General features: G+C 70.9%; 20 protein-coding genes and 1 pseudogene. 17 read left to right on the plus strand and 4 right to left on the minus strand.

The features are described from left to right. Positions 1-33 precede the first annotated feature (33 nt). Both dnaG and GA0070612_RS12945 read left to right on the plus strand, forming a co-directional pair. A pseudogene (dnaG, locus tag GA0070612_RS12940) lies at positions 34-1,936 on the plus strand (DNA primase). Further along, positions 1,937-2,473, plus strand: coding sequence for a hypothetical protein (locus GA0070612_RS12945; protein ID WP_088988115.1), 537 nt, complete (start codon positions 1,937-1,939; stop codon positions 2,471-2,473). A 9-nt stretch (positions 2,474-2,482) separates the two neighbouring features. On the opposite strand, the gene GA0070612_RS12950 is transcribed toward GA0070612_RS12945, so the two are convergent. Both GA0070612_RS12950 and GA0070612_RS12955 read right to left on the minus strand, forming a co-directional pair. Continuing rightward, complete coding sequence (locus tag GA0070612_RS12950) at positions 2,483-3,490, minus strand: TAXI family TRAP transporter solute-binding subunit (protein WP_088988116.1); 1,008 nt, start codon at positions 3,488-3,490, stop codon at positions 2,483-2,485. Next, positions 3,487-5,946 carry a TRAP transporter permease gene (locus tag GA0070612_RS12955; protein ID WP_088988117.1) on the minus strand — a complete coding sequence of 820 codons (2,460 nt, stop codon included), beginning with the start codon at positions 5,944-5,946 and terminating at the stop codon, positions 3,487-3,489. The genes GA0070612_RS12950 and GA0070612_RS12955 overlap by 4 nt, the downstream gene beginning before the upstream one ends. A gap of 168 nt (positions 5,947-6,114) precedes the next feature. On the opposite strand from GA0070612_RS12955, the gene GA0070612_RS12960 reads away from it, so the two are divergent. Both GA0070612_RS12960 and GA0070612_RS12965 read left to right on the plus strand, forming a co-directional pair. After that, positions 6,115-7,047 (plus strand): ABC transporter ATP-binding protein, encoded by a 933-nt coding sequence (locus GA0070612_RS12960; protein ID WP_088988118.1) that lies wholly within the window; start codon positions 6,115-6,117, stop codon positions 7,045-7,047. Between the two features lie 82 nt (positions 7,048-7,129). Further along, the gene (locus tag GA0070612_RS12965; protein WP_088988119.1) at positions 7,130-7,669 is read left to right on the plus strand and encodes a hypothetical protein; all 540 of its coding nucleotides are present in this window, start codon (positions 7,130-7,132) and stop codon (positions 7,667-7,669) included. A gap of 20 nt (positions 7,670-7,689) precedes the next feature. Here GA0070612_RS12965 and GA0070612_RS12970 read toward each other — a convergent pair whose 3' ends face one another. Beyond that, complete coding sequence (locus GA0070612_RS12970; RefSeq protein WP_231924544.1) at positions 7,690-7,905, minus strand: flavin reductase; 216 nt, start codon at positions 7,903-7,905, stop codon at positions 7,690-7,692. A 296-nt stretch (positions 7,906-8,201) separates the two neighbouring features. Between GA0070612_RS12970 and GA0070612_RS12975 the strand changes: the two genes are divergently transcribed. From GA0070612_RS12975 to GA0070612_RS12995, 5 genes are all read left to right on the plus strand, one after another. Continuing rightward, positions 8,202-9,005 carry a helix-turn-helix domain-containing protein gene (locus GA0070612_RS12975; RefSeq protein WP_231924545.1) on the plus strand — a complete coding sequence of 268 codons (804 nt, stop codon included), beginning with the start codon at positions 8,202-8,204 and terminating at the stop codon, positions 9,003-9,005. After that, positions 8,996-9,190: a DUF397 domain-containing protein gene (locus GA0070612_RS12980; protein ID WP_088988122.1), complete on the plus strand. Its 195-nt coding sequence runs from the start codon at positions 8,996-8,998 to the stop codon at positions 9,188-9,190. Before GA0070612_RS12975 ends, GA0070612_RS12980 begins: the two co-directional genes overlap by 10 nt. Positions 9,191-9,547: 357 nt before the next feature. Then, positions 9,548-10,336: an ABC transporter permease gene (locus GA0070612_RS12985; protein ID WP_088988123.1), complete on the plus strand. Its 789-nt coding sequence runs from the start codon at positions 9,548-9,550 to the stop codon at positions 10,334-10,336. 11 nt (positions 10,337-10,347) lie between these two features. Continuing rightward, a complete protein-coding gene (locus GA0070612_RS12990) occupies positions 10,348-11,157 on the plus strand; it encodes an ABC transporter permease (RefSeq protein WP_088988124.1) in 810 nt (269 codons plus the stop codon). A 64-nt stretch (positions 11,158-11,221) separates the two neighbouring features. Next, positions 11,222-12,250: a YihY/virulence factor BrkB family protein gene (locus GA0070612_RS12995; RefSeq protein ID WP_088988125.1), complete on the plus strand. Its 1,029-nt coding sequence runs from the start codon at positions 11,222-11,224 to the stop codon at positions 12,248-12,250. 75 nt (positions 12,251-12,325) lie between these two features. On the opposite strand, the gene GA0070612_RS31410 is transcribed toward GA0070612_RS12995, so the two are convergent. Continuing rightward, entirely contained in the window at positions 12,326-12,799 is a 474-nt protein-coding gene (locus GA0070612_RS31410) for a hypothetical protein (protein ID WP_157742463.1), read from the minus strand. Positions 12,800-13,643: 844 nt separating this feature from the next. On the opposite strand from GA0070612_RS31410, the gene GA0070612_RS13010 reads away from it, so the two are divergent. From GA0070612_RS13010 to GA0070612_RS13045, 8 genes are all read left to right on the plus strand, one after another. Continuing rightward, a complete protein-coding gene (locus GA0070612_RS13010) occupies positions 13,644-14,822 on the plus strand; it encodes an ROK family protein (RefSeq protein WP_088991468.1) in 1,179 nt (392 codons plus the stop codon). Positions 14,823-14,973: 151 nt separating this feature from the next. Beyond that, positions 14,974-16,482, plus strand: a complete 1,509-nt coding sequence (locus GA0070612_RS13015) for a sugar ABC transporter ATP-binding protein (protein ID WP_197699429.1) — start codon at positions 14,974-14,976, stop codon at positions 16,480-16,482. Continuing rightward, on the plus strand, positions 16,479-17,600 hold the full coding sequence (locus GA0070612_RS13020) for an ABC transporter permease (protein ID WP_088988128.1): 1,122 nt from the start codon (positions 16,479-16,481) through the stop codon (positions 17,598-17,600). Before GA0070612_RS13015 ends, GA0070612_RS13020 begins: the two co-directional genes overlap by 4 nt. A 98-nt stretch (positions 17,601-17,698) precedes the next feature. Next, on the plus strand, positions 17,699-18,751 hold the full coding sequence (locus tag GA0070612_RS13025; RefSeq protein ID WP_088988129.1) for a substrate-binding domain-containing protein: 1,053 nt from the start codon (positions 17,699-17,701) through the stop codon (positions 18,749-18,751). Between the two features lie 54 nt (positions 18,752-18,805). Continuing rightward, the gene (locus tag GA0070612_RS13030) at positions 18,806-19,981 is read left to right on the plus strand and encodes a Gfo/Idh/MocA family protein (protein ID WP_408630567.1); all 1,176 of its coding nucleotides are present in this window, start codon (positions 18,806-18,808) and stop codon (positions 19,979-19,981) included. 623 nt (positions 19,982-20,604) lie between these two features. Further along, on the plus strand, positions 20,605-21,771 hold the full coding sequence (locus GA0070612_RS13035) for an inositol-3-phosphate synthase (RefSeq protein ID WP_088988131.1): 1,167 nt from the start codon (positions 20,605-20,607) through the stop codon (positions 21,769-21,771). After that, positions 21,755-22,672, plus strand: coding sequence for an SCO3242 family prenyltransferase (locus GA0070612_RS13040; protein ID WP_088991470.1), 918 nt, complete (start codon positions 21,755-21,757; stop codon positions 22,670-22,672). The genes GA0070612_RS13035 and GA0070612_RS13040 overlap by 17 nt, the downstream gene beginning before the upstream one ends. After that, complete coding sequence (locus GA0070612_RS13045; protein WP_088988132.1) at positions 22,669-23,604, plus strand: sugar phosphate isomerase/epimerase family protein; 936 nt, start codon at positions 22,669-22,671, stop codon at positions 23,602-23,604. The genes GA0070612_RS13040 and GA0070612_RS13045 overlap by 4 nt, the downstream gene beginning before the upstream one ends. Positions 23,605-23,620: the final 16 nt, after the last annotated feature.

A 23,620-nucleotide genomic window follows, 5' to 3' on the forward strand; every position in this document is an offset into this window, starting at 1 on the left:
CCGGCCGCCGTGTCGTCGGTCCGGCAGGGCAGGATGTACGGGGAGGGGGTGGCGTATGGCTGGGCGGATCCGGGACGAGGACATCGCACTGGTCCGGGAACGCACCTCGATCGGGGATGTGATCTCCGAGACCGTCACCCTGAAGTCCGCCGGCGGCGGCAACCTCAAGGGCCTGTGTCCGTTCCACGACGAGAAGAGCCCGTCGTTCAACGTCTCGCCGGCCCGCAACGTCTGGTACTGCTTCGGCTGCGGGGCCGGCGGCGACGCGATCAAGTTCCTGATGGACGCCGACCACCTCAGTTTCGTCGAGTCCGTCGAGCGGCTGGCCGGCCGCGCCGGCATCCAACTGCGCTACATCGAGGACGACAAGGGCGCCCCGCGCCCTCGACCGCAGCAGGGCCAGCGTCAGCGCCTGGTCGCCGCGCACGCCGCCGCTGTCGAGTTCTACCGGGCGCAGCTCGGCACGGCGGGCGCCCGACCGGCCCGGGAGTTCCTGGCCAGGCGCGGGTTCGACCGGGCCGCCGCCGAGCGTTACGGCTGCGGCTTCGCGCCCGACGGCTGGGACCTGCTCACCAAGCACCTGCGCCAGCAGGGCTTCACCCACCAGGAGCTGGTCACCGCCGGGCTGTCCCGGGAGGCCCGTTCCGGCAGTCTGATCGACAGGTTCCGCCGTCGGCTGCTCTGGCCGATCCGCGACCTCGCCGGTGACGTGATCGGCTTCGGCGCGCGCAAGCTCTTCGACGACGACGACGGCCCGAAGTACCTGAACACCCCCGAGACGCCGATCTACAAGAAGTCGCAGGTGCTCTACGGCGTCGACCAGGCCAAACGGGAGATCGCCAAGCAGGGTCGGGCGGTGATCGTCGAGGGGTACACCGACGTGATGGCCTGCCACCTGGCCGGGGTGACCACCGCTGTGGCGACCTGCGGCACGGCCTTCGCCGCGGACCACATCGCCGTTCTGCGCCGCCTCCTGTTCGACAGCGACGAAGTGGCGGGCGAGATCATCTTCACCTTCGACGGGGACGCCGCCGGCCAGAAGGCGGCACTGCGCGCCTTCGAGGACGACCAGCGTTTCGTCGGCCGCACGTTCATCGCCGTCAGCCCGGACAACATGGACCCGTGCGACCTGCGGCTGGCCAAGGGTGACCTGGCGGTGCGTGACCTGGTCGCCAGGCGCGAGCCGCTCGTCGACTTCGCGCTGCGGCACGTGATCGGCCGCTTCGACCTGGACACCGTCGACGGCCGGGTCGAGGCCATGCGCCACGCCGCGCCGCTGGTCGCGCGCCTCAAGGACCGGGAGAAGCGCCCGGAGTACGTCCGCAAGCTCGCCATGGACCTCGGCATGGAGATCGAGCCGGTGCAGCGGGCGGTGCTCGCCGCCGCCAACACCCCGCCGCCCGGCACCCGCGACGCCGCACCCGCCGCCCGCCCCGCGCCCGCGCGCCCCGAGCCGGAGGTGGACAGCCCCCAGTCGATGGTCGAGCGGGAGGCGCTGAAGCTCGCCCTCCAACAGCCGGTCCTGGCCGGGCCGATGTTCGACGCGGTCGAGGCGTCGGAATACCGCCACCCCGTGCACATCGCGGTGCGTACCGCCGTCGCGGCTGCCGGTGGCGCCGCGTCGGCGACCGGCGGCGCGGTCTGGATCGAGTCGGTCCGCGACGCCTGCGACGACCTGGCGGCGGCGGCGCTGGTCGGCGAGCTGGCGGTGGAGCCGCTGCGCATCGACGGGGAGCCGGACCCACGCTACGTGTCGATCACCATGGCCCGGGTGCAGTTCGGGTCGGTGACCTCCCGCATCCGGGACCTCAAGTCACGCATCCAGCGGATCAACCCGGTCAACAACAAGGACGAGTACTTCGCGGCCTTCGGTGAGCTGCTGTCCCTGGAGCAGCACGCCCGGGCGCTTCGCGAACAGGCTGCGGGAGGCCTCTAGGTGGGACTGTTCAGCCGCAAGCCGAAACTGCCACCGGCCGACCGGCCCCCACTGACCGCCGACGAGCGGGTGCTGGCCTGGGCGGCGGTCGGCAACGGCGAGGGCGACGGCGTGGTGGTCGCCACCAACCTCGGGCTGTGGCTGCCCGGGCGGGGGCACCGGCTCGGTTGGCACGACATCCTCAAGGCCGTCTGGTCCGGCCGGGAGTTGACCGTCACGCCCGCCGAGACCGTCAGCGACCGCGACGGCTACACGCTGGTCGCCGACGGCCCGGCCGAGACGTACTTCCTCCTCGACCCGCGTGAGCTGCCGCACCAGGTGCGGGCGCGGGTGACCCGCTCGGTCGCGTACACCGAGCACCAGCCGGTGCCCGGTGGCGCGGCGCGGGTCGCGGCCCGTCGGACGGCCGGGGCCGACGGTCTGACCTGGACGGTCCGACTCGACCCCGGCACACCGGCGGCCGACGAGACGGTGCTCGCCGAGACAGACCGCCTGGTCGGCGTGGCCCGCGCCGCGACCGCGCCCGCCGACCTCTGACCGGTCGGGTCAGTTCGCCCCGAGGTCCTTCAGCGCCTTGTCGGCGCCCCGGTGCAGGGGCACCGGCAGGGTCCGGCGCGCCTTGTCCAGCGAGATCCCCTTGGCCGCCGGGTTGGCCTGGGCCAGGGCGTCGCGCTTGTCGAACACGGTCCGGGTGATCGCGCAGGCGACGTTGGCGTCCAGGTCCTTGCGGACCAGCAACACATTGGGTACGACGATCGTCGGGGTGTCGGCCGCCGTCTTGTACACGTCCCGCCCGATCGTGCCTTCCTGGTAGCCGGGGCTCAGCGCGGCCATCTTCGGCAGCAGCGGCGCGAGGTCGATGAACGTCACCTTGTCGCCGGCCGTGGTGAACAGGTCGGTCAGGCCCCCGGTGGGCAGACCGCCCGACCAGAAGAACCCGTCGACACTGCCGTCCTTGATCCCCTCGACCGTCTTGGTCAGGTCGAGGCGCTGCGCCCGGACGTCCTTGGCCGGGTCGAGACCGGCGGCCTCCAGCAGCCGGTTGGCGATCACCTCCGTGCCCGACTTCGGTGAACCGGTGGAGATCCGCTTGCCGCGCATGCCGGCCACCGAGGTGATCCCGGAGTCCTTACGGACCACCACCTGCGTGTAGTTGTCGTAGATGCGGGCCAGTGCCTGCACCGGCTGCGGCGCGGTGAAGCTGCCCTTGCCCTCGACCGCGTTCACTGCCGTGTCGAACAGTGAGAACGCCACGTCGTACTGGCCACCGACGAGCTGTTCGACGTTCTGCACCGAAGCGCCGGTCTCGGCGGCGGTGCCGGTGAGCTTGCCGCCGGTCGTCCCGGACAGCTGCCCGGCCAGGGCGTTGCCGACCGCGTAGTAGACGCCTGTCGCGTTGCCGGTGGCGATGCCGACGCGGGTCTCCCTGGTCACCTCGCAGGTGACCTCGCTGGCCGTGTCGTCGGTGGTCGCGCCGCCCTGCTGACCTCCGCAACCCGCGACGAGGGCGAGCACGCTCAGGCCCACCGCGAGCCGTACGTCGATTCGTCTCACAGTTTCTCCTCCACAGGATCGGACGATGGTCGGCCGGCGGATCCGCGTCGGACGAGGACGCCCACCGCCGCCACGGCGGCCAGCGCCGTGCCGACGGCGACCGGCACGGGTTCGAGCCAGAGCAATGTGACGCCGGCGAACGCGCCCAGCACCCGCTCCGGTACGCCGGCCGGGCCCACTCCGGGCAGCCAGCCACCGGCGGCGACGGCGAGCACCGCGACGCTGAGCGCGGTGACCACGGCGGCGAACGCGACCCGCCCGACGCCGCCGATGCCGAGCAGACCCAGCCCGGCCGGCGTGATGACGAACGCGATCGGGGTCAGGTACGCCGGCAGCGCGTACCGCAGGGTCTGCCACATGGTCGGCACCAGCCGACCGCCGGTGACGGCTGCGGCGGCCACCGCGGCGAGCGCGGTCGGCGGCGACACCTCGGACAGGACCGCGAAGTAGAACACGAACATCGCCGCGGCGGGCGCGGTCACGCCCAGGTCGAGCAGGGCCGGGCCGACGATCACCCAGCCGATCACGAACGAGGCGGTGACCGGCACGGCCAGGCCCAGCAGGCTGAGCGCGACGGCGGCGAGCAGCGCGGTGAGCACCAGGACCAGGGTCGGGTCCGAGGTGGCGGCCTGCGCCCAGCCGATCAGCAACGCGGCGGCCTGCGGCCCGAGGCCGGTCTTCGTGGTGGTCGCCGTGATGATGCCGGCGGCGGCGCAGACCGCCGTCACCGCGAGCACGCCGCGTACGCCGGTGACGAGCGCGGTCACCAGCCGCGCCGGGGTGAGCCGGTTCTTCGGGGCCAGAAACGACAGCGCGACGGCCAGGATGGTGGCGAAGACGACGGCTCTCGTCGCGGACATGCCGACCGCGAGGAGGACGATGATGGCGATCAGCGAGGCAAAGTGGTAGCCGAAGCGGGCCAGCAACCGCCACGGCGAGCCGACGTCGACCACGACCGGCCGCACCCCGGAACGGCGCGCGTCGATCTCCACCGAGAGCAGGATGCCCAGGTAGTAGAGCACCGTGGGCACCGTCGCCCAGCCCAGTACCTGGAGGTACGAGACGCCCAGGTACTCGGCGATGATGAACGCCGCGGCGCCCAGGGTCGGCGGGGAGAGGATCGCGCCCACCCCGGCCGCCGCCAACATGCCACCGGCCCGTTCCGGTGGGTAGCCGGCGCGGCGCAGCAGCGGCCAGGTGACCGCGCCGATGCTCACCGTCGTCGCCGCCCCGGAGCCGGAGACGGTGCCGAGCAGGAAACCGGAGGCCACCGCCGTGCGACCGGCGGCGGTGCGTGAGCGGCGGAACGCGGCGGCCGACAACTCGACGAAGAACCGGCCGGCCCCGGACAGCTCCAGCACCGCGCCGTAGATGGTGAACAGCACGATGTACGAGGCGGCCACGTCCAGGGGAGTGCCGTAGAAACCGCTGTCGGAGTTGTAGAACGCGTCCACCAGTTGACCGAAGTCGAGCCCGGAGTGTGCGACCGGCCAGGACTGCGGCAGCAACCCGCCGTAGTAGCCGTAACCGAGGAACAGCAGGCAGACCGCCGGCAGGATCCAACCGGTCGTACGCCGGCACGCCTCCAGCAGCAGGAGCAGCAGGACGGTGCCCAGCACCAGATCCACTGGCGCCAGTAGGCCCTGCCGGTCGAGGAAGGCGTTGTAGCCGCCGCCACCCGTACCGATCGGGACCGGCAGGACAGGGTAGAGGCAGGCGGCCGCCGCCAGCGCGACCAGCACCCAGTCGGTGGCGGTCGGCCGCGCCCGGGTGCTGTCGCTGTCGCGGTTGGTGCTGTCGCTGTCGCTGGCGACGCGCCGTCGCCGGGCGCGGAGGCGGGCCGGCAGCCGCAGGTCGGCCGGGTAGGCGAGAAAGACAAGAGGGAGTACGCCGGCGAGAAAGATGATCAAGTAAAACTTGCTGCCCTGCGACAGCGGACGGAACACCTGCCAGAGAGCCAGCGCGCCGACCGCCAGCGACACCCCGGTGAGGATCAGGCCCACCGGCCCGGTCAACACCCGACCCGGCTTCTCGTCCTCGAACTGGGCAGCGAGGTCCCGGGTGGCCCGTTCGGCGGCCGAGCCGACGTCGGCGGAACCAGGCCGGTCGGGTGCGCTCAGGTGGAGCGAGCCGGGGTGTGACGTTGTCGCGTCGGTGCCGTTCTGGTCGGGCGTGGCGGTGTTGTTGCCGTTCTGGTCGGGCCCGGCGGTGTTGTGCCCGTTCTGGTCGGGCGTGGTCGCGTCGTTGCCGGCCGGGTCGGGCTTGGACGTGTCGTTCCCGTTCCGGTCCGGCTCGGTCTCTCGGGTGGCCGGTTGGGTCGGGTGGTCGCCGTCGGGCTCGGGCGTCGGGCGCGGTCGGGGTGCCGCACGCTCGGTGCTGGCCGTGGGCTCGCCGGCCGGAGAGTTGGCTGGTCGGGCAGGGGGCGACGAACCATCGGGCGTACTGATGGGCGACACAGAGGGACGATACACGTCGATCGGTCGGCGAGCGGGGCATTGATCGGCGTTTCGGCGGAGAGAGCCGGCCGTGGCGCGGTGGTGGTTCTGCGGGCTGGCGGTGCGGACGGCCGGTCGCGGCGGATATTTGCGTGGAGGGCTGTCGGACCTGGCGGTTAGGGTCGGGCGGTGACTTTCGGGCGACCACTGATTCAGGCTCGCGGGCTGGTGAAGCGGTTCGGTGACTTCACCGCAGTGGACGGCATCGACGTCGAGGTTCGCTCGGGTGAGGCATTCGGGTTCCTCGGGCCCAACGGCGCCGGCAAGTCCTCCACCATGCGGATGGTCGGCTGCATCTCCCCGCCCAGCGCCGGCGAGCTGCGCATTCTCGACCTCGACCCGGTGGCCGACGGGCCGGCGATCCGAGCGCGGCTGGGTGTGTGCCCGCAGTTGGACAATCTCGATCCGGAGTTGACCGTCCGGGAAAACCTGACCGTCTACGCCCGCTACTTCGGCATCCCCCGCCGGGTCGCCCGGGAGCGCGCGGCCGAGCTGCTCGACTTCGTCCAGCTCACCGAGCGGGCCGACAGCAGGGTCGAGCCGCTGTCCGGCGGCATGAAGCGTCGGCTGACCATCGCCCGCGCCCTGGTCAACGAGCCGGAGATCGTGCTGCTGGACGAGCCGACCACCGGGCTCGACCCGCAGGCGAGGCACCTGGTGTGGGAGCGGCTGTTCCGACTCAAGCAGCAGGGCGTCACGCTGGTGCTCACCACCCACTACATGGACGAGGCCGAGCAGCTCTGCGACCGCCTCGTGGTGATGGACGGCGGGCGGATCGTCGCGGAGGGTTCGCCCCGCGCCCTGATCGAGCAGCACTCCACCCGTGAGGTGGTCGAGCTGCGATTCGCCGCCGAGTCCCAGGAACCGTTCGCGGGCAAGCTCGCCGGGCTGGGGGAGCGGGTCGAGGTGCTGCCCGACCGGATCCTGCTCTACGTGCCGGACGGCGACGCGGCGGTCGCCGAGGTCACCGCGCTGGGGCTCAACCCGGCCAACGTGCTGGTCCGGCGCAGCGGCCTGGAGGACGTCTTCCTGCACCTGACCGGTCGCACCCTCGTCGACTGACCGTCCACGATCACGGTCGACTGCTTTTGATCTTGCGCGTACCATCGGCCGGCCGAGGAAGGCTTCCGATCACGGGGGTGTCATGTCCGATCTGCTGACCGCCAACCGACGTCAGGCCGGGCTCACCGCCCTCTACCTGGGCATCTTCGCGATGGTCTGGTTCAGTGTGCCGGCGGCAGAGCAACCGCTGCGGGCCCTGCTCGTGGTGGGCAGCATCGCCGCACTGCTCACCGCCGTGTTGGGCGGTGTGCTGTCCGCCCGCCTCCGAGGGGCCGGCAGCCCCCGGGACCGGGCAGCCGACCGCCCGTACCTGCTCATCGTCGTCGCCGAGTTCGCCGCCGCCGGGCTGGGTGCCGCCGTGCTGATCGCCGCCGGCCGGTCCGAGTACGTGCCGGTGCTGGTCTGCCTGGTGGTCGGCCTGCACTTCTTCCCGCTCGCCCCGCTCCTGCGGGATCCGCTGCTTCGTCCCCTCGGTGGCGCACTGTGCCTGGTCGCGGCGGCAGGGCTCGTCACCGGTCTCGCCTCGGCGGTCTCCGCCGGCCTGGTGGTCGGCGTCGGCGCGGGACTGCTGCTGCTCGGTTACGCCGTGCAGGCACTGGTCCGCGCGTACCGACCGACCTGACCAACTGCCCACGCACCGCTTCAACGGGCACGGGCCCAGGTGATGAATCGGTCGCTCAGCCGGTCGTGACCGGCCTGGCCGGCGAGGTCCCCCGCCGCCTCGTAGAGCAATGCCGCGAGGTAGACGAGCAGACCGACCCGGTCCTCCCGGTACTCGCCGAGCAGCGACAGGCGAGCCGGCGAGCAGGGCCACGCCGCGCCGCAGACCCGGCAGCGCCAGGACGGGCGCGCCGCCACGTGTGGACGGTACCGGGGCATCAGTGGCCGCCACCGTCATCAGCCGACCAGGTGCGTCTGTCATGAGTCGACCAGGTGTGTCGCACGAAGGAACCTCCAACGCGTGGGTGGGAGCGCCCCGGATCGGGGGTCGCGGGACGCTCCCGGCCTGGTTCCGCCCGTCGTCCGATCCCGTGAGCGGTTCCGCTGCGTGACAGTCTGGTGTGGACCCGACTACGGTGGGAGGTTCCGCACGCCGACGACCAGGGCGTACGGCGACTGGCCCAGCACGGTACGAAGATGTACGGGGGTTGTCCGTGGAAAGCTCGTCCATGCTGGAGCACTTCGCCGAGGAACTGCGGCTGGCTCGCGCCAGCACTGGGATGTCGCAGGCGGCGCTGGCCGAGGCGTTGAGCTATTCCGGGGCCCTGGTCGCCAAGGTGGAGACATCCGAGCGCCGGCCGAGCCTGGACTTCGCGCGCCGGTGTGACGCCGTGTTCCAGGCCGACGGACGATTCGAGCGCATCCAACGGCGGATCAGCCGGGAAGCCGTGGTGCCGTGGTTCCGCGACTGGGCCGGCATCGAACAGGAAACCACAGCGCTGCGGTGGTTCGAGCCGCTCTATGTGCCGGGTCTGGTGCAGACCGAGAGTTACGCTCGCGCCATCCTGGCCGGTGCTGGGCTCTTCGCGGCCGACGAGGTCGAGCAGCAGGTGACCGCCCGGCTGGACCGACAGGCCGTGCTCACGCGGGACCGGCCGCCGCTGCTCAGCGTGGTCGTCGATGAGTACACGCTGCGCCGCCACATCGGCGGACCGGAGGTGATGCGCGAGCAGTTGCGTCACCTGGTGAAGCTCGGCTCCGCCCTGTCCCGGGTCCGAATCCAGGTCGTTCCGCTGTCTGCCGGTGCGTACGCTGGGCTCGACGGGCCCTTCGTGATCGCCACCGCAGCCACCGGTGAGGACGTCGTCTACCTGGATGGGCAGCGCCACGGGCAGGTGATCGACCGGTCCGAGTATGTGCGGCAGATGGTCGAGGTGTGGGAGTCGATCCGGGGTGAGGCACTATCGCAGCAGCAGTCCCTCGACCTGATCGCGGAGGTGGCGGAGACATGGATCTGACCGGCGCCCGGTGGCGCAAGAGCACCCGTAGCAACGGCAGTGGCGGTGCCTGTGTGGAGGTTGCCGACAACCTGTCTGGGCTGGTGGCCGTCCGCGACTCCAAGGACCCGGCCGGGCCGGTGCTCGTCTTCACGCCCGACGCGTGGCGCACGTTCGTCCGGTCCGATCCGGTTCGCTCGGTGTGATCGAGTCCAGGTCGGCGATATAGGGGTGTCCCGGCGCGGCAAGGCCGCCGCGTTGCGTCAGTCCGTTGATCGACTCGGATTTCCGGGAAAACGGGGCATCCCCCGTGACTGATACCCCGACGTCCTGCAACCCGAGTCGATCAAGGCGGCGGGCGCGTCGACCGAGGCGGCCAGCGCCCAGACCGAGGCGGCCAGCGTGTCGACCGAGGCGGCCAGCGTGTCGACCGAGGCCGGTGCGTCGGTCGAGGCCGGCGAAACCCGGGCGACGCGTCGACTGCGTCGCCGTAGGGTGACCGACGTTGTCGTACCCCGGGGGTAGACAGGTCGTGGTGCCGACGCGGTGGGCGGGGTGGTCGTGTGAGTGTGGCGGGATCGGCGCGGTTCCCGTGGGTGCCGGCGTATTCGGTGTTCGAGCACTACCTGGTCGGTCTGCGGCGCACCTGGCGGGCGGGCGTGTTCTCCTCGTTCCTGTTGCCGGTGCTGACGGTGCTCGGCTTCGGGTTCGGCGTGGGGGCCTACATCGACCAGGGTGTCGGCGGGGTGCCTTACCTCGACTGGCTGGTCCCCGGGCTGATCGCCTCGACCGCGCTCCAGGTGACAGTCGGTGACTCCACCTGGCCGGTGTTCAGCAACTTCCAGTGGGTCAAGATCTACTTCTCGCAGGCCGCCTCACCGTTGCGGGTGGGCGACATCCTGGCCGGTCACCTGGCCTTCGTGTTGTTCCGGGTGCTCACCACGATCGCGGCGTTCCTGCTGGTCACCGGGTTGTTCGGGGCGTTGCGCTCACCGTGGGCCCTGGTCACCCTGCCGGTGGTCGCGTTGCTCGGGCTGGCCGTTGCCGCGCCGACCTTCGCGTACGCGGCGTCGGTGTCCAGTGACAACTGGCTGGCGATGCTGTTCCGGTTCGCGGTCATTCCCATGGCACTCTTCGCCGGGGTGTTCTTCCCGGTCGAGTCACTGCCCGACGCGCTGCGGTGGCTGGCGTACGTGACGCCGCTGTGGCATGCCGTCGACCTGTGCCGCGCGGCCACGCTGGGCGTCGCCCCACAGTGGTCGATCGTCGGGCACGTGCTCTACCTGGGTGCCTGGGCCGCCGCCGGTTGGCTGATGGCGGCACGCGCGTTCCGTCGCAAGCTCGTCGTCTAGGGAGGCTTGTCGTGGTCACGCTGATCCTGCCCCGGCTGGTCGACGTTTCCGCCGCGTCCCGGCGGTCGGCGTCGGTTGTCGAGCGCAACGTCGCGGCGCTGAAGCCGGCCTACTGGCTGCTGTTGCTCTCCGGCTTCGTGGAGCCGCTGCTCTACCTGCTCTCCATCGGGCTGGGCGTCGGCGCGCTGATCGGCGATCTGCCGCTGCCCGATGGGCGGCTGGTCCCGTACGCCGCATTCGTGGCCCCGGCGATGCTCGCCTCCTCGGCGATGACCGGGGCGATCTCGGAGACCACATTCAACTTCTTCGGCAAGATGAAGTACATGAAGCTGTACGACGGGATGATCGCTACCCCGGTACGGCCGTTCGAGATCGCCGTGGGCGAGTTGGGTTGGGCGATGCTGCGGGGCAGCGCCTACTCGGCGGCGTTCCTCGGCGTGATGGTCGCTCTGGACCTGACCAGCGTGACCCGGGCGCTGACCGCCCTCCCGGCGGCGGTGCTCGTCGGATTCGCGTTCGGGGCGCTCGGCATGGCGGTCTCCACCGTGATGCGCAGCTGGCAGGATTTCGACCTGGTGAACTCCGCCCTGTTCACCCTCTTCCTGTTCTCCGGCACCTTCGTGCCGGCGCAGGCCTACCCGACGGTGCTGCACTGGCTGGTCGAGGTCACTCCGCTCTACCGCTCGGTTCACCTGATTCGCGGGGTCACACTGGGCAGTGGCGGGTGGCTCTGGCTGCTCGACGTGCTCTACCTGCTGGTGGTGATGGCGGTCGGCCTGCTGGTGGCCTCGCACCGGATGGGCAGGTTGCTCTACAGGTAGGGGTTATGGGCGACCGTCGACGGGGCATGTCCGGAGGTGACACCGCCGACGATGAGGAGGGGCGATGGCCTCGAACGAGTCTCCCGCCCAGCGGGAGCAGGAGCGTGCTTCCGCCAGCGCGCCGGTTGGTCCCGACGCGGGCCCGGACAGCCCCACCGACCTGCCGGGCAGTGGGTGGAAGGCGGCCCTGCGTCGGACGATCAGCGAGTTCCAGGACGACAGCCTGACCGACTGGGCGGCGGCGCTCACCTACTACGGGGTGCTGTCCATCTTCCCCGGTGTGCTGGTGCTGATCTCGCTGCTCGGTCTGCTCGGTGAGAGCGCCACCGAGGGCGTCAAGGACACCGTCAACCAGGCGGTGCCGAACGACAGCATCCAGAAGATCATCGAGGGCGCGATCGACACCGCGGACAAGAACGGTGGCCTCGCCAGCATCGCCGCGATCATCGGTCTGGTGGCGGCGTTCTGGTCCGCCTCCGGCTACGTCGGGGCGTTCATGCGCGCCTCGAACACGATCTACGACGTGCCGGAGGGGCGGCCGATCTGGAAGACGCTGCCGATCCGGCTCGGCGTGACGGCGGTGATCGGGGTGCTGCTGCTGGCCAGCGCGGTGATCGTGGTGTTCACCGGTCGCCTGGCCGAGTCGGTCGGCGACGTGATCGGCGTCGGCTCGACGGCGGTCGCGGTGTGGGACATCGCGAAGTGGCCGGTGCTGCTGGTTCTGGTCAGTCTGATGTTCGCGATCCTCTACTGGGCCTCGCCGAACGCCCGCCACGGTGGTTTCCGCTGGGTCAGCCCCGGCGGCGTGCTGGCGGTGGTGATCTGGCTGGTGATCTCCGGGTTGTTCGCCTTCTACGTGAGCAACTTCAGTTCGTACGACAAGACGTACGGGACGCTGGCCGGCGTGATCATCTTTTTGGTCTGGCTCTGGCTCAGCAACATCGCGATCCTGCTGGGCGCCGAGTTCGACGCGGAGTTGGAGCGCGGCCGTGCCATCGCGGCGGGTCACGCTGCGGACGACGAGCCGTACGTCGAGCTGCGCGACGACCGCAAACTCCGCAAGAAGCGCAACCAGCGGGGTTCGGTCGACTGAGCCGACGCGTCAGTGGCTACCAGGCCCGTTCTGGACCCGGTAGCCACTGGACGCGCGCAATTGTGGAACCGATTGTCAGCTGCAGGCTGAGGTGAGGCACCAGCCGTTGAGCGTGACTACCTGCAGGTCGTTCACCTTGTGCCAGCCCGGGTAATATTTGTTACCCACGCTGTCGTAGTAAATGTATCCGCTGGGCACCTGGAAACCGTCAGTGTCCCGGAAGTCGTAGTAATACCTCGAATCGGAGGCGCTGCCCTGACCGGCCGGCAACCACATGGTCTTGCTGTTGGTCGGCCAGTTGCCCGAAAGCTTCACGGATCGGCCCAGCCGGTTCTTCACCTCACCGCAGAAGATGCCGGCCGTGCAGTTGCCGAGCGGGACGAAGTCCGAGCCAGCGGGGTTGGAGGCGGCCTGCTGGACAGGTGCGGCGACCGTTGCCGCGACGGCAGAGCCCGTCGAAGCTGGTGCCGCCTGAGCCGCCGATGGCACCAGGAAAGCGAAGAAGGTTGCTGCGGACACGGCCGCGACAAATCGCGTCGGTCGATTCATTGGGGTCCTTCCCGTCGGGGTTTTCGGGCACGACAGAACGGCGTTTCATCGAGATTGGAGAATTGCGGTGCGCGATTCGACCCCGTGGCTGTCGATGTCTGAGGACGCTATCGGTGACGTAGACGACTGTCAACGTCCTTTGCAATTGTTGTGGTGCTGGACACGGGCTGTTCAGCAGGCCCTCCGCGGGCGTATTCGCTGCTTGGGCAGGGTTTGGCGCCGACGCCGCGAGACCGCCCGGCACCGAGGGGATTCCGCCCGAGCTGACCTCGTCGGATTCGCCCAACCCACGCTGGGTGCGGCGCTCACCCTGCCCGTACCCGTGCTCGCGCCTGCGCCGTCCGCGCGCTCGCGTCGTGCCCTGCCCGCGCCCGCGCCCGTCCGCGTGCCCGCGCCCGCGCTGGCCCTGCCCACGCCGACCGCTCGTCCTCAAGATCCGGGCAGTATCGGGGATGTTGCTGCCTACCTGCGCGTGGAGGCAGCACTTTTCCGATACTGCGCGGATCTTCCCGCGGATTTCGCGCTCTCCGGTGGGTCCGGCGCTCAAGATCGTGCAAGATCCCGGATGTAGTGGTCTCCCGGCGCGTCGACACCCCTGCTTCCAGGATGTTGCGCGGGGCACGGGGCACGGGGCGCGAGGGTGATGCGCAGCTCCGCCGGGCGGGCAGCGGGCGGGCGGGAAGCACCTCCGCAAGGCGCAACCAAAACTTCTGTCCGTTTGAGCAAAAGTTAGCGTCGGAACAGCCGAAGCTCTGGACAGCTGATGCGAGCGCTCCTACTGTGTCGGACACAACACATCGGCATTGCGTCGATGTGAACGATGCCAATGCAGAGGCGGCTCTCGGTGCGAACGGTCGATCCCCTTCACGTGCGACTGTTGCGGTTGCTCCGCGACGAGGGCGCCGTGTCGCGGGCCGAACTGGGCGACCAGCTCCAGATGCCGCGACCTCGCATGCTGGCCGAGCTCGATCGTCTGGTAGCCCTGGGTTACGTCGCCGAGGCGGGGCTCGCCGCCTCCCGGGGTGGGCGTCGCTCGACGCTGGTCGAGCTGAACCCGAAGCTGCGCTTCGCCGCCGTCGACCTCGGTGCCAGCTCGATGGACATCGAGGTGGTCAACGGCCGGCTCGAACCGGTGGCCCACTACGGCGAGGCCGCCGACATCCGTAACGGTCCGAAGGTGACCCTGCAACGGGTCAACGAGCTGTTGCACAAGGCCCGGGTCGACGGGGCGTACGAGCGGCTGGACGCGGTAGGTATCGGGGTGCCCGGCCCGGTCAGCTTCCGGGACGGCGTCCCGGTCTCGCCGCCGATCATGCCGGGCTGGGACCGGTACCCGGTGCGTGAGCTGCTCAGCCGGGAGCACGGCTGCCCGGCGGTGGTCGACAACGACGTCAACATCATGGCGATCGGTGAGCGGCACGGTGGGGTCGCCCACTCGGTGGACGACTTCCTCTTCGTGAAGATCGGCACCGGCATCGGGTGCGGCATCTACCTCACCGGCGAGGTCTACCGGGGCACCGACGGCTGCGCCGGCGACATCGGCCACATCCAGGTCGACTCGCACGGTCCGATGTGTTCGTGCGGCAACATCGGCTGCCTGGAAGCGCTGTTCAGCGGTGCCGCGTTGGCCAAGGACGCCACCGCCGCGGCCCGCAGTGGGGCGTCGCCGGCGCTGGCCGAGCGGATGTCCCTGCGCGGTGTGGTGACCGCCCTCGACGTCGCCGAGGGTGCCGTCGAGGGGGACGTGACCTGTATCCAGCTGATCCGTGACGGCGGACGGCGGGTCGGCGGCGTGCTCGCCGGCCTGGTCAGCTTCACCAACCCGTCGATGATCGTGATCGGCGGCGGGCTCGCCCAGCTCGGGCACATCCTGCTCGCCGAGATCCGCAGCGTGGTCTACCGCCGTTCGTTGCCGTTGGCAACCGGCAACCTGCCCGTCGTGCTGTCCGAGCTCGGTGGCCGAGCCGGCGTCGCCGGAGCGGCAGTGCTGGCCAGCGACGTCGCCTTCGCGGAAGCCGCATGAAGTTGACCGAGATCCTGTCGTGAGCGAGGAGGAGACTGTGGCTCTGCCCGAGGATGACCCCGCCACCGCGTCGGCCGAGGCCGTCGCAGCCGCCACCGCGTCGGCCGAGGCACCGCTGGTCGAGGCTCCCGCCGACACCGTCGCGGGCGAGGTGGTCCTGCGCCTCACCGATCTGGTCAAGACCTTCCCCGGCGTACGCGCACTGGACGGCGTGCAGCTGGAGGTACGTGCCGGCGAGGTGCACTGCCTGCTCGGGCAGAACGGCGCGGGCAAGTCCACCCTGATCAAGGTGCTCGCCGGTGTGCACCAACCGGATTCGGGGCAGGTGGAGTGGCGCGGGGAACCGGCGACGTTCGCCAACCCGCAGGCCGCCATGAAGGCCGGCATCGCCACCATCTACCAGGAGCTCGACCTCGTCGAGGACCTGTCGGTGGCGGAGAACGCCTTCCTCGGCCACGAGTACCGCAACTTCGGGTTCGTCCAGCGCGGCCGGATGGCCCGACACACCCGGCAGATCCTCGGCCGGCTCGGTCACGCCGAGATCCCGCCGGGACGGATGGTCCGGTCGCTGCCGGCGGCGGGCAAGCAGATCGTCAGCATGGCCCGGGCGCTGTCGCACGAGGCCCGACTGATCATCATGGACGAGCCGAGCGCGGTGCTGGCCCACGACGAGGTCGGCAACCTGTTCCGGATCATCCGGGAGCTGACCGCGCAGGGCATCGCCGTCATCTACATCTCGCACCGGCTCGAGGAGATCCGCGAGATCGGCGACCGGGTCACCGTACTCAAGGACGGTCGGACCACGGCGGCGAACCTGCCGGCGCGCGACACCCCGACCCGCGACCTGGTCAGCCGGATGACCGGCCGGACCATCGAGTACGTCTTCCCGGACCGGCCGACCGACGACACCGCGGGCGACGACCTGCTCCAGGTGGAGGGGTTGACCCGCACCGGTGAGTTCGCCGACGTCTCGCTGAACGTGCGGGCCGGGGAGATCGTCGGCATCGCGGGGCTGGTCGGCTCCGGTCGCTCCGAGTTGCTGGAGACGATCTACGGTGCCCGCCTCCCGGATGCCGGTCAGGTCCGGATGAACGGGAAGGCGCTGCGTCCCGGCGTCGGCTCGGCGGTCCGGGCCGGCATGGGGATGGCCCCGGAGGAACGCAAGAGCCAGGCGTTGCTGCTCGGTGAACCGATCTACCGCAACGTCACGCTGGCGACCTTCGGCCGGTACGCGCGGCTCGGCTTCACCGATGCCGCCAAGGAACGCGCCGAGGCGGACCGGATCGCGGAGACCCTGGAGCTGCGGCCCCGGGACGTCGACCGGCCGGTACGCACGCTGTCCGGCGGCAACCAGCAGAAGGTGGTGGTCGGGCGGTGGTTGCTCGGCGGCACCAAGCTGTTGCTGCTCGACGAGCCCACCCGGGGCGTGGACGTGGGCGCCCGGGCTGAGCTCTACCAGGTCATCCGGTCGTTGGCCGCGCAGGGCGTCGGGGTGTTGCTGGTCTCCAGCGAGGTGCCCGAGGTGCTGGGCCTGGCCGACCGGGTGCTGGTGATGCGGGAAGGGCGTGTCGTCCGCGAAGCCGCGGCCGGCGAACTCGACGAGAACACTGTGCTTGACCTCGTGATGGCGGGGTCCTTGATGGAAGGCGCACCGGCATGAGCGACGCGACTCCCACTCCCACCGCGACACCGGAGCGCCCGCAGCTTCCGGCACAGTCGCCGCCGGTGGACCCGGCGGAGACGGCGGTGGCCAGCGATAAGGCAACTTCGGGCCGGCTCTCCTGGTGGCGGGGGGACGGCGGCGACGGCGCCAAGCGCAACCTCGGTCTGATCGGGGTGCTGGTGGCGCTCATCGTGGTCGGCGCGATCACGAAGCCGGACCTGTACGGCGATCCGAACTGGGTGTGGAACAACGTTCTGGCCATCCTCCAGCTCGCCTCGGTCGTCGGCGTGGTCACCGTCGGGATGACCTTCGTGATCATCGGTGGCGGCATCGACCTGTCGGTAGGTGCGATCGTCGCGCTGGCCGGCGTCTGGTGCACCACTGTCGCCACCCAGAACTTCGGCGCCGGCGGCATGATCTTCACCGCCCTGGTGGTCGGTATCTGCGTCGGCCTGGTCAACGGCGTGCTCATCTCGTACGGCCGGTTGGTCCCCTTCATCGCGACGCTCGCGATGCTGGTGGCCGCGCGAGGGCTCGCGGCGTCGATCTCCAACAAGCAGACCCAGGTGTCGAGCAGCACCTTCATCAACGACATCGCGGCGCGCAAGGTGATCGGGATCCCGATCCTCGTCTACATCCTCGGCGCGGTGGTCCTGGCCGGGTGGGTCCTGCTCAACCGGACGACCTTCGGTCGGCGGACCATCGCCGTCGGCGGCAACCCGGAGGCGGCACGGCTGGCCGGCATCAACGTCCGGCGGCACACCATGTTCCTCTACGCCCTCTCCGGCCTCTGCTGCGGCATCGCCGCCATCATGCTCACCTCGCAGGCCACCTCGGCGCAGGCGGCGATGGCCAACCTGTACGAGCTGGACGCGATCGCCGCGGCGATCATCGGCGGGACGCTGCTCAGTGGGGGCCGCGGCACGATCGTCGGCTCACTGCTCGGCGTCATCATCTTCGCCACGATCACGAACCTCTTCGCCATCAACGGCCTCTCCATCGAGGCGCAGAACATGGTCAAGGGCGGCATCATCGTCGCCGCCGTCCTGATCCAGCAGTTCCAGTACAAGTCAGTCACTCGGCTCCTCGCGCGGAACAGGGTCACCACCGCCTGACGCACCGCACCGTTGTCCCTGGCCACGTCGAAACTTTCGACGTGGGCAGGGCCCCGCACACCCTCATTCAGTCAGATACCGCTTCCAGGAGGTCGTTCATGACCCAGCACAGTCGCGACCTGTCGCGCCGCCGGTTGCTCTTCGGCGGAGCCGCAGTTGGCGCTGCCACCCTGCTGACCGCCTGCACCAGCAACGAGACCCCGGCCGCCAGCACCCAGACCAAGGCCGCGGGCGGCAGCGAGGGCAACAACGCCCCCGGCAAGAAGGTCGTCATCGGCTTCTCCGCGCCGGCCGCCGACCACGGCTGGATGGGCGCCATCCACGCCAACGCCAAGGCCCAGGCGGCGGCGTACTCGGACGTGGAGTTCAAGGAGGTCGACGGTGGGTCGAACTCCGAGGCCCAGCGCTCCACGCTCGGCACCCTGATCGCCCAGAAGCCGGACATCATCGTCGTGCTGCCGCACGACGGCAAGGAGGTCAACGCGGTTGCCCTCCAGGCCATGCAGGCCGGCATCCCGATCGTCAACCTGGACCGTGCCTTCCCGGACGCGCTGGCGTCGCGGCTGGTCATCAAGGGTGACAACTACGGCATGGGCGTTTCGGCCGGGCACTTCATCGGCAAGATGCTCAAGGACAAGGGCATCGCCAACCCGGTCATCGGTGAGATCGCCGGTCTGGAGATCCCGCTGACCGTCGAGCGCAGCGAAGGCTTCAAGGCCGCCCTGGCGACCTACGGCTTCTCGGTGCGGAACCGTCGTTCGGCCGAGTTCACCTCGGACAGCGGTCAGCGCGAGGCGTCCCAGCTGCTCCAGGCGCTGCCGAAGATCGACGCGGTCTGGAACCACGACGACGACCAGGGCATCGGCGTGCTGGCCGCCATCAAGCAGGCCAACCGTTCCGAGTTCTTCATGGTCGGCGGCGCCGGCTCCAAGCTCGCGATCGACGCGATCAAGGCCGACAACACCGTGCTCAAGGCCACGGTCACCTACAACCCGTCGATGGCCTCCTCGGCGATCTCGCTTGCGCGGCTCATCGCGCAGGGCCGGGGCATGGGAGACCTGACGGAGCTCCAGGTGCCCAAGGAAGTGACCCTGGCCTCCGAGACGATCACCAAGGAGAACGCGAGCAGCTACGACAAGCTCGGGTTCTGACATACCGGGGGGAGACCCACCTTGTCCACGACAGACAAAGAACTGCGGATCGGCATGGTCGGCTACGCGTTCATGGGCGCCGCGCACTCGCAGGCGTGGCGCACCGTGAACCGCGTGTTCGACCTGCCGACGCGGGCCCGGATGGCGCTGATCTGCGGTCGAGACACAGGGAAGGTGGCGGACGCCGCCGACCGGCTCGGCTGGGAGGCGTACACCACGGACTGGCGTGATCTGATCAACCGGGACGACATCGATGTGATCGATGTGTGCACCCCGGGCGACAGTCACGCCGAGATCGCCCTCGCCGCGTTGGCCGCCGGCAAGCACGTCCTGTGCGAGAAGCCGCTGGCCAACACGGTGGAGGAGGCGCGGGCGATGACCGCTGCGGCGGAGGTCGCCCGGGCCGCCGGAGTGCGGTCGATGTGCGGGTTCAACTACCGCCGGGTCCCCGCGGTCACGATGATGCGGCAGTTGGTGGCCGACGGACGGCTCGGGGTGATTCGACACGTCCGTGCGACGTACCTGCAGGACTGGATCGTGGACCCGCAGTTCCCGCTGGTCTGGCGGTTGCAGAAAGACAGGGCGGGCTCCGGCGCGCTCGGTGACATCGGTGCCCACATCATCGACCTGACCCAGTTCGTCACGGGTCAGCGGATCAGTGGGGTCAGCGCGGTCACCGAGACCTTCGTCAGGGAGCGTCCGTTGCCGGCCGAGTCGAGCGGCCTCGCGGCCACCGTGGACGGCGGCACGGCGCCCACCGGGCCGGTCACCGTCGACGACGCCGCGGTGTTCGTGGCCCGGCTCGACGGTGGCGCGCTGGCCACGTACGAGGCGAGCCGGTTCGCCACCGGTCGCAAGAACGCGCTGCGCGTCGAGATCAACGGTTCGTTGGGCAGCGTGGTCTTCGACCTGGAGCGGCTCAACGAGCTGGAGTTCTACGACGCCACCAGGCCCACCGCGGAGCAGGGTTTCAGCCGCATCCTGGTGACCGAGGGCGAGCACCCGTACATGTCGGCGTGGTGGCCCCCGGGCCACATCATCGGCTACGAGCACTCGTTCACGCACGAGATGCGCGACTTCATCGAGGCGGTCGCCACCGGTGTGGACCCGGCTCCCTCGTTCGCCGACGCGTTGCAGGTCCAGCTGGTGCTGGACGCGGTGGCCCGTTCGGCGGAACTCGGCTCCTCCTGGACCGAGGTCGAACCGGCGCTGACCGCGGCGACCGTCTGACCATCGACCATTCGCGATAGCGGTGTTCGCACCGCCATCGCCCGACCGGCTTCCCGAAGCCGACCGGCGAGGACCGGCCGCGGATTGCGCCCCGCGGCCGGGACGAGGTCGGCGTCGGAGAGCGTGCGGCCGGGCCTGACGGCCCGGTGGCGCACGAGCAGGACGGTCGTCCGGTGCGACCGGACCGGGATTCCCCGGCCGCACCGGAGGACCGCCACCATCGGTGGACACCGTAGGACCTGACCAGACCGCCCGCCGTTGCCCCCACCCGTACCGCACGCACTCGCCGACGTCCGGCGGGTCGTGCTCCGTTCGGTGACCCGGTGGGCGCGGCGGCCTGAGACGCCCGGCCGGGGCATGCCAACGCCCCGATCGGTCGGATGCGGGGGAGACAGGGTCGAGACGCCGACCCGACCCTGTCTACCAAGCCCCGTCTGCCTGTACCCGGGCCGGGCTCCGGTCCGGCGTCGTCGCCGCCGACGCCGACGTCGGAAACCGGTGCCGATCCGGTGCGGGGAGGGCGGACGGGGCCCCTCGACCAAGGCCATATCTTTCCGAAACATATTTTGATATTCCTATATTTAGCGGTACCGACGGTTCCTCGTGGACGGGGAAGGAGCACCATGCGTACAGGTGTCTGGCTGGTAGGAGCGCGCGGATCCGTCGCGACCACCAGCATCGTCGGGGGGCTCGCGCTGCGGGCCGGCCTGGCCGGGTCGACGGGCTGTGTCACCGAGCTGCCCGACCTGCGCGGCCCGGCCCTACCGGCCTTCGCCGACCTGGTCTTCGGCGGACACGACGTGGCCACCACTCCGCTGTGCAAGCGCGCCGAGGCGCTCGCCGACGCCGGTGTCATCCCCTGGCGGCTGGTCGCCGCGCTCCGCGACGAGCTGGGCGCGGTCGAGCAGGAGCTGCGCCCCGCACCGGTCGGTGCGACCCAGGCCGATCGTGCCGCCGCCGTGGTCCGCGACCTCACCGCCTTCCGGGAGCGGCACGAGCTGGACCGGGTGGTGGTGGTCAACGTCTCCGCCACCGAGCCGGCCCCGCAACCGCACCCCGGGCACGCCGACCCGGCCGCCCTGAGCGCCGCCCTGGCCGGGCCCGACGAGGTGCTGCCGGTCAGCTCCCTCTACGCGTACGCGGCAGTGCTCGCCGGCTGCCCGTACGTCGACTTCACCCCGTCCACCGGACTGCGGCTGCCGGCCCTGGCGGCGCTGGCCGAGGAGGCCCGCCTGCCGTACGCCGGGCACGACGGCAAGACCGGCGAGACGCTGGTCAAGTCGGTGCTCGCGCCGATGTTCGCGATGCGCAACCTGGACGTGCGCTCCTGGTCCGGGTTCAACCTGCTCGGTGGTGGCGACGGCGCCACCCTGGCCGACCCGGCCGCGAACGCGGCGAAGGTGCAGAGCAAGCAGCGGGTGCTCGGCGAGACGCTGGGCTACGTCCCGCAGGGCGGCACGCGCATCGAGTACGTCGAGGAGCTGGGCGACTTCAAGACCGCCTGGGATCTGATCACCTTCGCCGGGTTCCTCGGCACCGGCATGCGGATGGAGTTCACCTGGCACGGCTGCGACTCCGCGTTGGCCGCGCCACTGGTGCTCGACCTGGCCCGGCTCACCGCCGCCGCGCACGCCGCCGGGCTGGTGGGTCCACTGACCGAGCTGGGCTTCTTCTTCAAGGACCCGATCGGCTCGCCCACCCACTCGCTGGGCGAGCAGTGGGCCCGGTTGACCGACTTCACCCGACACCTGCACACCGGCGGGAACGGTGATCATGGCAACGTTGGCTGACATCGCCGAGCTGGTCCGGGCGCCGGCCGCGCTCTCCGTGCCCGGTGACGTGGTCGCCGGAGCGGCTGCGGCCGGTGCGCTCGGTCCGCGTACCCCTGCCCTGGCCGGCGCCTCGGTGCTGCTCTACTGGGCCGGCATGGCCGCCAACGACTGGGCCGACCGGGGCCTGGACGCCGAGGAGCGGCCCGAGCGACCCATCCCCAGCGGGCGGATCACGCCGACCGCCGCTGTCGGTCTCGCGGCGGGCCTCACGGCCGCCGGCGTGGGCCTGGCCGCCGCCGTGGGCGGTCGCCGCGCCGCCGCGCTCGCCGTGCCGCTGGCCGCCACCATCTGGGGGTACGACCTGCTGGCCAAGAACACCGCCGCCGGCCCGGCCGTGATGGCCGCCTGTCGGGGGCTGGACGTGCTGCTCGGCGCGTCCGGCGGCCGGCTGACCCGGGCGTTGCCGGCGGCGGCGACCGTCGCCGCGCACACCTGGACGGTGACCGCGCTGTCCCGCCGGGAGGTCACCGGCGCGGAGGCCGCCCTGCCGATGCGCACCCTCGCCGGCACGGCGGTGGTCGCCGCGAGCGCCGCCGTCCCCGGCGTCCGACGCGCGACCACCCGACCGGAGGGCCCGACCGGTGCCCGCCCCGACCGGCCCCGGGTGGCCGCCGTCGCGGCCGTCCTGCCCGCCGCGCTGGCCGGGTGGTACGCGGCCCGCTACGGGGCGGCCCAGGTCGAGGTCGTCCGCGATCCGTCGGCCGGGCGGGTCCGCGCCGCCGTCGGCGCCGGGATCACCGGCCTGCCCGCCCTCCAGGGCGCACTGACCGCCCGCGCGGGAGCCGGCCTGCTCGGGTTGGCCGTCGCGGCCGCCGCGCCGCTGGGTCGACGGTTGGCCCGGAAGGTCTCGCCGACATGACAGTGCCCCGGCCCCGACCCGCGTCACCAGCCGGTGACGCCACGACGCTGCGGCTCGGGTACGGCACGAACGGCTTCAACAACCACCGCCTCGACGACGCGCTCGCCGTCATCGCCGACCTCGGCTACGACGGGGTGGCGCTCACCCTCGACCACGACTACCTGGACCCGTTCGCGCCCGGCCTCACCCGTCGGGTCGCCGCCGTCAGTCGACGACTGAACGAGCTGGGGCTCGCTGTGGTGATCGAGACCGGGGCCCGGTACCTGCTCGACCCGTGGCACAAACACGCGCCGACGTTGCTGCACGACGACCCGACCCGACGGATCGAGTTCCTGCGCCGGGCCGTCCGGATCGGCGCCGACCTGGGCGCCGAGGCGGTCTCGTTCTGGGCCGGCGTCCGGCCCGAGACGGTGTCGCCGCAGTGTGCCTGGGACCGGCTGGTGGCCGGCTGCGCCACAGTGGTCGACGCGGCCGACACCGCCGGCGTCACCCTCGGCTTCGAACCGGAACCGGGCATGCTGGTGCAGGACATCGCCGACTGGCGTCGGCTGCGCGCCGCGCTCGGTGACCCGGCCCGGTTCGGCATCACCCTCGACATCGGCCACTGTCGCTGCCTGGAGCCCTGGCCGGTGCCGCAGTGCGTCGCCGAGGTGGCCGATCACCTGGTCAACGTGCAGATCGACGACATGCGCCGGGGCGTGCACGAACACCTGGAGTTCGGCGTCGGCGAGATCGACTTCCCGCCGGTGCTGGCGGCCCTGGCGGCGGCCGGCTATCGCGGGCTGGTCGCTGTGGAGCTGCCCCGCGACTCGCACGCCGCACCCGCCGTGGCCGCCCGGTCGATCGAGTTCCTGCGGGCCGCCGCCGCGACCGCGGCGGCCGCGCGCACCGAGGACGAGGTGCCCACAGGCACACCTGGGGTGCCGGCGTAGCTACAAGGGGAGGAGA

The organism is Micromonospora chokoriensis (assembly GCF_900091505.1).
Lineage (GTDB): Bacteria > Actinomycetota > Actinomycetes > Mycobacteriales > Micromonosporaceae > Micromonospora > Micromonospora chokoriensis.